This window comes from Lyngbya sp. CCY1209, from assembly GCF_055795065.1.
The window spans coordinates 1-9,341 of sequence record NZ_JAYFER010000595.1 but is presented as its reverse complement, the minus strand read 5'-3'; the positions used below and the strand labels follow the sequence as shown (position 1 = coordinate 9,341).

Annotated in this window: 8 protein-coding genes; 5 read left to right on the top strand and 3 right to left on the bottom strand. The window is 55.3% G+C overall.

Annotation, left to right across the window (positions count from 1 at the left end):
* Positions 1-1,181: calcium-binding protein (locus tag AC0QHF_RS22030; protein WP_324706401.1), on the top strand; the 1,181-nt coding region annotated here is incomplete at its 5' end.
* Between the two features lie 104 nt (positions 1,182-1,285).
* Entirely contained in the window at positions 1,286-1,444 is a 159-nt protein-coding gene (locus tag AC0QHF_RS22025) for a hypothetical protein (protein ID WP_324706400.1), read from the top strand.
* A 281-nt stretch (positions 1,445-1,725) separates the two neighbouring features.
* Here the strand turns inward: AC0QHF_RS22025 and AC0QHF_RS22020 are convergent, their stop codons facing one another.
* Together AC0QHF_RS22020 and AC0QHF_RS22015 are read right to left on the bottom strand one after the other, a co-directional pair.
* Positions 1,726-3,015 carry a recombinase family protein gene (locus AC0QHF_RS22020; RefSeq protein WP_324706399.1) on the bottom strand — a complete coding sequence of 430 codons (1,290 nt, stop codon included), beginning with the start codon at positions 3,013-3,015 and terminating at the stop codon, positions 1,726-1,728.
* A 26-nt stretch (positions 3,016-3,041) separates the two neighbouring features.
* Positions 3,042-3,404 carry a VOC family protein gene (locus AC0QHF_RS22015; protein ID WP_324706398.1) on the bottom strand — a complete coding sequence of 121 codons (363 nt, stop codon included), beginning with the start codon at positions 3,402-3,404 and terminating at the stop codon, positions 3,042-3,044.
* Between the two features lie 410 nt (positions 3,405-3,814).
* Between AC0QHF_RS22015 and AC0QHF_RS22010 the strand changes: the two genes are divergently transcribed.
* Positions 3,815-5,116 (top strand): M16 family metallopeptidase, encoded by a 1,302-nt coding sequence (locus tag AC0QHF_RS22010; protein ID WP_324706397.1) that lies wholly within the window; start codon positions 3,815-3,817, stop codon positions 5,114-5,116.
* 301 nt (positions 5,117-5,417) lie between these two features.
* Positions 5,418-6,449, top strand: a complete 1,032-nt coding sequence (locus AC0QHF_RS22005; protein WP_324706396.1) for a C39 family peptidase — start codon at positions 5,418-5,420, stop codon at positions 6,447-6,449.
* A gap of 193 nt (positions 6,450-6,642) precedes the next feature.
* Here AC0QHF_RS22005 and AC0QHF_RS22000 read toward each other — a convergent pair whose 3' ends face one another.
* Positions 6,643-8,028, bottom strand: a complete 1,386-nt coding sequence (locus AC0QHF_RS22000) for a gluconeogenesis factor YvcK family protein (RefSeq protein ID WP_324706395.1) — start codon at positions 8,026-8,028, stop codon at positions 6,643-6,645.
* Between the two features lie 158 nt (positions 8,029-8,186).
* Between AC0QHF_RS22000 and AC0QHF_RS21995 the strand changes: the two genes are divergently transcribed.
* On the top strand, positions 8,187-8,969 hold the full coding sequence (locus AC0QHF_RS21995; protein ID WP_324706394.1) for an ABC transporter ATP-binding protein: 783 nt from the start codon (positions 8,187-8,189) through the stop codon (positions 8,967-8,969).
* Positions 8,970-9,341: the final 372 nt, after the last annotated feature.

Genomic DNA, 9,341 nt, shown 5'->3' with positions numbered 1-9,341 from the left:
CGACAGGTGAAATCTCGTTTGTCACCAACGACAGCGACGAAAACCCGTTCAACTTTTCCCTATCTGCGAGTATCAATTCTGAAGATAATCCGACACCGGAACCTTCCCCGACTCCCACACCAACTCCCACACCAACTCCGATACCGACGCCGGAACCGACTCCGGAACCGACTCCGGAACCGGAACCGACTCCCACACCCGAACCCGACGATAATACTGAAAATCACTGTCAACCATTTCCGACTTTAAATGTTACTTTAAGTCGTTTAGTTAATTCTATTCAGGAAACTGTGGAGGGAAGCGAAACGGATGATGTGGAAATGGGGAGTGCGATCGCGGAATCGTTGAATGGATTTGGCGGAAATGACACCTTATTTGGAATGGCAGGAAGCGACAATATAGAGGGAGGTTTCGGAAGCGATATTTTATTCGGAAGTCAGGGAAATGATTTCCTGAATGGTGATGGCGGAACGGATACCTTATATGGCGGCAAAGATGACGATCGCCTGTTCGGTGGCGACGATAATGATGTAATTTGGGGAGATGTCGGAAATGACAGTATTGATGGCGGCAGTGGCGATGATTTAATATTCGGAAATAGCGAAGCCGACCTGCTGCGGGGAGAACCAGGAAATGATACCATTTTTGGCGGTCAAGGCGAAGACTCGATCGCCGGTGGTGACGGAGACGATTTGTTACTCGGAAACCGGGAAGGCGATCGCATCCAAGGAGAAAATGGCAATGATACCCTATTCGGCGGAAAAGAAGGGGATACTCTCTGCGGTGGAGAAGGGAACGATTTGTTATTTGGAAACCTAGGAAATGATGTTTTAATTGGTGGTGAGGGAGGAGATACCCTCTACGGTGGTCAAGAACAGGATACCCTAATCGGAGGAGATGGGGACGACTTTCTCAGCGGTGATGATGGGAACGACAGCCTCACCGGCGGAAATGGTCGCGATACCTTTATTATCGGTTCGGGACGGGATATGATCACCGATTTTGATGCGGATTTTGACCTGATCGGCGTGTCCGGCAATTTGAATTTCGGACAATTAGCGATCGCATCCGTCGCGACGGGAACCGAGATCCGTCTCACCGACACCGGAAGCGTTTTGGCGGTTCTGAATGGTGTGGAGGCGAGTGCGATCGCGATCGATGATTTTGTGTTCGGATTTTAACCCGATCATTATAACACTTCCAGACCCGAAAAAAAATCTTCTCCACCCTTCCAATTTAGAGGCAGATCGGACACAATAGAAATGTCCTGATTCTCTGGATTGATATGGAACGCTCAAATCAACAAAAGCAGAAAATCAAAGATCATCTGTCGCGGAGTGTCGGGAAGTTCTCAGAAGTACCGGCGTCCTCCTACAGTTCGATGATGAACTCTGAACAGCGAAAACAGCGAATTATGGAACATATCCGCCTCACCAGCGGTTAAAATCCCCCCCAACCCCCCTTTGTCAGGGGGGAGAATGGGACTCCAAGTCCCCCTTCTTAAGGGGGATAATGGCGACTCTTTGTCACCTGAAAGAGTGAAAATCCCCCCCAACCCCCCTTTGTAAGGGGGGAGAATGGCGCTCCAAGTCCCCCTTCTTAAGGGGGAGGTGGCTTTTTGTCACCTGAAAGAGTGAAAATCCCCCCCAACCCCCCTTGGTAAGGGGGGAGAATGGCGCTCCAAGTCCCCCTTCTTAAGGGGGATAATGGTGGATCTTCATCACCTTAAAAAATAAACATCAACTTCAAATCCCAGTCGTCCCCCTGGCGGACAATCTCAATTTTACGGATAAACTCCCGAAAATAAAAACGTCGTTCGGTTTCCGACAAATCCAGCCAAAATTGCGCGATCGAAACCGCCTGTGCTGTCGCCTTCAAATTCACCGGCGGAAGTTGCGCCAATTTTCCCTCCAACTCCGCAATTTCATTTCGTAGTTTGTAGGCGCGAATTTGTGCCGTTTCCGCATCAAAAATTCCCGTCGCTTCCAGTTCCGGCAACTGTGCCAAAATTTCTCGCTTGGATGCGATCGCACCCGTCAACCCCCCCTTCACCCGCTCCAAGTCCGGTAATTCCAACTCGGAAACCGCCTCGGGAAGATCCCCACAAATGCGCTCAATTGTCGCCTCTAATATTTGCTCATAAGACAGGGATTTACACTTCTGATTTCGCGGACAATTCATCGGACGCAAATAGAGATATTCCCGATCTTTGCGATAACTCGTCACCCGCGTCACCGTCATCGACGAACCGCATTCACCGCAGCCTAACAACCCCGCCAGCGATCGCGGCGCACTCGCAGTCCTGGGGGGTAGCCGTCGGTTGCGACGCAACAGTCGATCCACCTGCGCGGCTTCCTCCCGGGATATAATCGGGACGTGGGTGTTAGAAATAACCTCGCCATTTTTGTATTCCAAATCCCCCCGATAAACCGGATTAACCAGCCACCTTTTACCCGTCGTCACCGAGATTTTTTTGCCGTATCGCTGTTCCAAATATCGCACCGCACCCCGCAGGGAACCGTAAATCAAAAAGCGCTCAAAAAACTCTTTTACAATGGGTGCTGCGGCGCGATCGATGGCGTAGCGTTCCTTGCCGCGACGGTAGCCGTAGGGTGCTTTCCCCGGCGGTGGCAAAGCTTTCAGGCGGTTTTTTGCGTGTCCTTTTCGGATGCGACGGCTGTGCTGTCCCCTCTGTATTTCCGCCAAAAATCGAATTAATTCAACCCGCGAAGTTTCGGATGCTTTGCCATCACTTTCTATGGCAATAACTTGAATTTTTAGACGGTCAAACTGATCCAAGCGATCGCCGACTTCCCGCACCGATTCACCCAATTCCTCGTAACGTCTGATCAATAAATATTCTGCCGGTGTCGAACGGCAATCTTCGAGCAGTTTTTCCAGTTCCGATCGCCCCCCTAAATCCAGATAAATTCGATCCACTTCCCACCCCCAAATCCTGCGATCGGGTGCGGTTTCTAAAAGCGGATCGGTATAGGAATAAGCGATAATCCTCATTTAAAATGATGTCGAAATAGCTGGTTTTACTGTTGGTTGAGTTCGATAATATTGCCGTCCGGGTCTTCAATAAACAGAGCCGATCGCCCGGATGAACTCATTTGATATTTGCAGTTATTTTCGGTCAATATTTTCTGGTAAAATTCCAAATTCGATACGGAGAAGGCGAGGTGACGGTTGCGCCCCCATTTGTCCTCGTTGACGCGATCGCCGACCACTTCCTGAGCTTGGATGAGGTGAATCTGGAAGTTTCCGCTCTGATACCAAATTCCCGGAAACTGCAGGGGGCGATCGACTTGATTCAAGCCCAATATCTGGCCGTAGAACCGTTGGGACTTTTCCAAGTCGGACACCAAAATGGCGGCATGGAGGAACTCGGTTATTGCCATAGTCAATTCGATCTGAGCGACGATTTTTATATTATAACGGATTGGCTCTCAGGGTGAAAATAAATATCGGTCAATTGAGCTTGACAAGTGAGATATTATTGGATACGATAAAAAACGAGCGATCGCGGAAATACCCCGCCAATTGAAACCGCTCGACCCAGCCTTCTCAAGCATCCCGCTGCCGGAACAAATAGCGGAATGGAACAGTAGAAATGAGGGCGATCGCCCCCACCCATTCCCGCTCCCAATCGAATCGATCTCGGCCGACAATTTGACCGTCAAATCCAGGCCAGCCGGTTCGAGGGTGATCGGCATCCTGTCGCGATCGCCAAAATCACATCGCCCGATCCGGCAAGTCCATCCCATACCTTTAAGATAGAGAGGGAAAAGACGACACTTCTAGGGATCGAATGACTTCTACTCTCTCGGCAGCGGCCGGAACCCGATCGCTCAACGCACCGACCATCCGCCAGTTGTCCAACGGTTTGACCATCGTCGCCGAACAATTGCCCGTCGATGCGGTGAATCTGAACGTGTGGATCGATGTCGGCTCGGCCGTCGAATCCGACGCCATCAACGGCATGGCGCACTTTTTAGAGCATATGGTTTTCAAAGGCACCCCCACCTTGGAGGCGGGGGAATTTGAACGACGCATCGAACAGCGCGGCGCCCTCACCAATGCCGCCACCAGCCAGGACTACACCCACTACTACGTCACCGCCGCCCCCCAAGATTTCGCCACCCTGGCCCCCCTCCAGTTAGAAGTGGTGTTCAATCCCAGCATCCCCGACGACGCCTTCGAGCGGGAGCGGTTAGTCGTCTTGGAAGAGATCCGGCGCTCCGAAGACAACCCCTCCCGCCGCAGCTTCCGGCGGACGATGGAAACCGCCTTCGATCGCCTCCCCTACCGCCGTTCCGTGCTCGGTCCGGCCGGCGCGATCGAACAGTTGACCGCCGGCCAGATGCGGGACTTCCACCGCCGCCACTACTCCCCGGCCCAAACCACCGTCGCCGTCGTGGGCAACCTCCCCGTCGAGAACCTGATCTCCGTCGTCGAAGAATCCATCGCCTTCCCCGGAGCACCGAAAACCGATCCCGACCCCGAATCCGCCGTCCGCGACCTGATGCCGGAAGAAGGCTTCACCGAAATCGTCCGCCATGAACGGGTCGATCCGGGCCTGCAACAGGCGCGATTGATGATGGTCTGGCGCGTCCCCGGGCTCGACGAACTCTCCGAAACCTACCCCCTCGACGTCCTCGCCACCATTTTGGGTCAGGGCCGGACGTCCCGGCTGGTCAGGGACTTGCGGGAAGAGCGGGGGTTGGTTTCCGCCGTCACCTGCAGCAACATGACCCAGCGGTTGCAGGGTGTCTTCTACATCTCGGCCCGCCTCCGAGTCGAAAACCTAGCCGAAGTCGAAACCGCGATCGCCCGACACCTGCGTCGCCTCCACGAGGAACCCATCGCCGACTCCGAAATCGCCCGGGTTCGCACCCAAGTCGCCAACCGGTTTATTTTCGGCAACGAAACCCCCGCCGACCGCGCCGGGTTGTACGGTTACTATCAGGCGATCGCCGGCCATCTCAACCTCGCCCTCGAATATCCCCGCCACATCCAGAGCCTCGACGCGGACGCCCTCCGGGAGGCGACCCGAAAATATCTGTCCCCCGACGCCTATGGCATCGTCGTCCTGAAACCGGAGTCCCCCTGACGAAAGCTCAAGTTGTGGGATGCGATCGGGGCGAGAACCGCCCTGACCTCTCCGCCGAAACGGCCGTGATGAGAAGACTGCCAAAGGTGATAGCTTAAAAGATACCCATGACCAGCACCAAATCATTGAGGAACCGGCGGCGGCGGACATCTGCCGTCCGGTTTTGAAAGGGAGTCGGGGGGGTGACTCCTCGGCTTGATTGAGTCCGATGGTATCGACAGCAGGTCGCGCCAGCCCCGACCCCCAATTCGGGGCGATCCCCATACCATTCAGTTTTGTATTATTACGTTGAGCAGGTGAGATGAGACTACAGGACTTTCTCGGAACGGAGATTCGATACGACGTCAAGGCGATTTACGACGACGAAGAACTCAGCCGCCAGATTCAGATTCGGCTGATCGATTTGGGGCTGCTCGATCCCCCCGTCGATGGCATCTTCGGCCCCAAATCCACCGCCGCCCTGCACCGGTTTCAAAAGCTGATGAACTGCAACGAACCCGGTTTTTTGGGAAAGGTGACGGCCGAGAAATTGATCGAAGCGAAAGTGAGCGATCTCCCCGTTTCCACCCCGATGTTAAAAATCATGAAAGATACGGTTTTCAAAGTCAAACCGATCGCCTCCTCCCAACTCGGGGACTCGGAAAAATTTCCGATCTCCGGCGGCCAGGAATATTCAGTCCTCGCCTACGACCCGATCCGGGGACACCTGAGAGTTGCCCTCCGCAGCGAATCCTTCGGCGGCTATTCCGTCGTCTACATTTGGGGACCCAACGCCCAGGTTTTTGAGGGAGGAACCCAAACCTACCCGAAACCCCTGCCGAAAAGCCACCGGCTCCCCAACGTCCCCTACAAATCCCAACTCGACAATTGGTTCAATCCCACCGGCGCCTGCAACGTCACCTCCATCGCCATGTGTCTGGAATATGTAGGAGCCCGGCGCAAGAGCAGCTACGGTCAATTTGAAGATGAACTGTACGAATATGCCATCAATCGCGGGTACAGCCGCCACAACCCCTACGACCTGGCGCGGATCGTCCGCGACTACGGCGCTAAGGACTATTTCACCGAAAATGCCATCATCGAGGACGTCCAAGATTGGATCGCCGCCGGCAATCCGGCCGTCATCCACGGGTACTTCACCTCCTTCGGACATATCATCGTCGTGGTGGGGTACGACGAATACGGGTTGATCGTCCACGACCCCTATGGGGAGTGGTTTTCCAGCGGATACCGCACCGATCTCAGCGGCGCCTATTTGCACTACTCCTACCGCCTGATCCAGAACGTCTGCATCCCCGACGGCAGTTTTTGGGTGCACTTTATCTCCAAGTGATATCCTGTCCGTTAGAATAGTTTGAACAAAAACTATTTCTATGGTTCAATAATCAGAAATCTATTTGACAACTGATGATCCGAACTTGATGGGATGGGGCGCCGGGAGTCGGGAGACAGAACATGAATTGTCAATTCTTCCCCACCGAGCACCGAGCACCGAGCACCGAGCACCGAGCACACCCCATATCAACTCAAACCCGAGAGTACCAGCGCAGCAGAACCTGGGCGAGCCGCTTGGAATCGTGGCGGACGTAGCCCGTTTGGCGATCGACTTCGATGATATTCGTCAACACGATGCGCCGTCCCAACTGCTTCACCGCCTCCCGATCGATCGCCACCGGGTGGGAATCCTCCTGGGCGTAGCGGATCAGCGCCTGGGCGGGGGGGATTTTGCCCTGGACCAGCACCGCGTCGAAGAGTTTGTACCCGCAGGCATCGTCGATCGCCCGAATGTGGTCACTAACGGTGTAGTTGTCCGTTTCCCCCGGCTGAGTCATGACGTTGCAGACGTAGATGCGGGGGACCGGCCGTTTCGCGATCGCCTCGGTGATGTCCGGCACCAGCAGGTTGGGGATGACGCTGGTGTAGAGGCTACCCGGCCCGATGACGATCAAATCCGCCTCTGCGATCGCCTGCAGCGCCTTCGGGAGGGCCGGGGGGTTGGCAGGGGTGCAGCCAATTTTGACGATCTGGCCCCGGGCCTCCGTGATGCTCGACTCCCCGCAGATGCGCCGCCCGTCGGCCAGTTTCGCCCACAAATGCACGTCGCTGAGGGTGGCGGGTAAAACCTGACCCCGGATCGCCAGCACCTTGGAACTGGCCGCGATCGCCCGCTCCAGATCCCCCGTCACGTCCCCCATCGCCGTCAAAAACAAATTCCCGAAACTGTGGCCCGTCAGCCCGTCCCCAGCCCGGAACCGGTACTGGAACAACTCCGTCAGCAGCTTTTCCTCATCCGCCAGGGCCGCCAGACAGTTGCGGATGTCCCCCGGCGGCAAAACCCCGATCTCCCGCCGCAACCGCCCCGACGACCCCCCGTCGTCGGCCACCGTCACGATCGCCGTGATGTTGGCGCTGTAATCCTTCAACCCCCGCAGCAACGTCGATAACCCCGTCCCCCCGCCGACGACCACGATTTTCGGCCCCCGGTTGAGGCGACGCAGGGTTAATAAGCGATCGACCAACTCCTCGTCCCCCTCCGGCATCAACACCTGGGTGATGGAGCTGAAACTGCGGCTCTGGCCCCAAAAGATCATCAACAACCCCACCAGCAGCACCAGCGGCCCGGAAACCGAATTGGGGATCACCGTCGTGATCCAACCCAAAAATCCCTTGAGCAGTTGCAAAATATAAAAGATGGGCGTCATCCCCGTCCAGATCGCCAGTCCCAAACTGGTCAGCAACACCCCCCCGGCACTCAGGAGCAACCACCGCTTCACCAACAAACCGGGGGCCAGCCACTTGAACAACTGTCCGACCCGATGGGGGGAACGGTAGCCCGACCAACCCAAGGTGAGCCGGAGCTTGAACAGGCGGCGGAGCCGATATTTCAAAGAACTAAAAGAACGGATTGACATGGATCATTCGCCTCAAGGCAGATTCGGCAATGCTGGCAATTGGGAACTGACGTTCGGATCGATATCCCCCATCCGCGTCTCGGATGGAGCGATGAGGATGTCAGAATACACGATACACAATACACAAAGAAATGGGGATAACAGACGAAAAATCCGAAATGTCCGAGCCGCTGATCGAACTGCGGGGAATTTGCAAAGCCTTCGGCTCGAACGTGATTTTGGATGGGGTCAATTTGACCATCCATCGCGGCCAAGCCCTGGCCATTATCGGGCCGTCCGGCACCGGAAAATCGACCATTTTGCGGATTATCGCCGGGTTGCTGCCCCCCGACGCCGGGGAAGTCTACGTCAAGGGAAAACGGCGGCGGGGGTGGGTGGACGACCTCTCCGACCCGATCGGGATCGGCATGGTGTTTCAGAATGCCGCTCTATTCGACTCCCTCAACATTGAGCACAACGTCGGGTTTCGCCTCTACGAACACACGCGGCTGTCCCCGGTTCGGATTCGAGAATTGGTCGAGGAACGGCTGGAAATGGTCGGCCTCCCCAATGTCTGCGATCGCTACCCCGCAGAATTGTCCGGCGGGATGCGGAAGCGGGTCAGTTTCGCTAGAGCGATTATGCCCAATCCGGAAACCCCCGCCGACAATCCGGAAGTGATCCTTTATGACGAACCGACGGCCGGTTTAGATCCCATCGCCTCGACGGTGATCGAAGATTTAATCCGGGGACTGCAAAAACGGGGCGGCGGGGGCAGCACCTACGTCATGGTTACGCACCAGGACAGCACCATCCGCCGCACGGCCGATCGCGTGGTGTTTCTGTATCAAGGTCAAATTCAGTGGGCCGGCACCGTCGAGGAGGCTTACCGCTCCGAACATCCCGCCCTGAGACAGTTTTTCAGCGGCAGTGTCAGCGGGCCGATCCAGGTGGCGAATTGAATTGATCATTATCAATTCCATTCCCGAGTGCCCGGCCCCGATATGTCAACATGGGGAAGAATGTGCGATTCGTTCGGGAATGAAATAAGGCCGAAATGCCTGAAATAACCTCCCGGTAAGGCTTCCATCCCCCTTGGATGGATATAAGGGACGCACCCCTGACCAGCCTTATAACTGTCTGTATGTTCCTAAATTTGGTATCACTGTGATACTAAATGAGGTTGGAACTCTCAGGGTCAAGGAAAAGTCAGTGATACAAGTGTCTTATACAAGAAATAAGCAAAACTGATAATCCAAGAGAGGAGGCGATAGCCACCCCCAGTTTTGGAATTCACAACTCCAGGATTGAAGCGGGGAACGGAAGGCGATGAG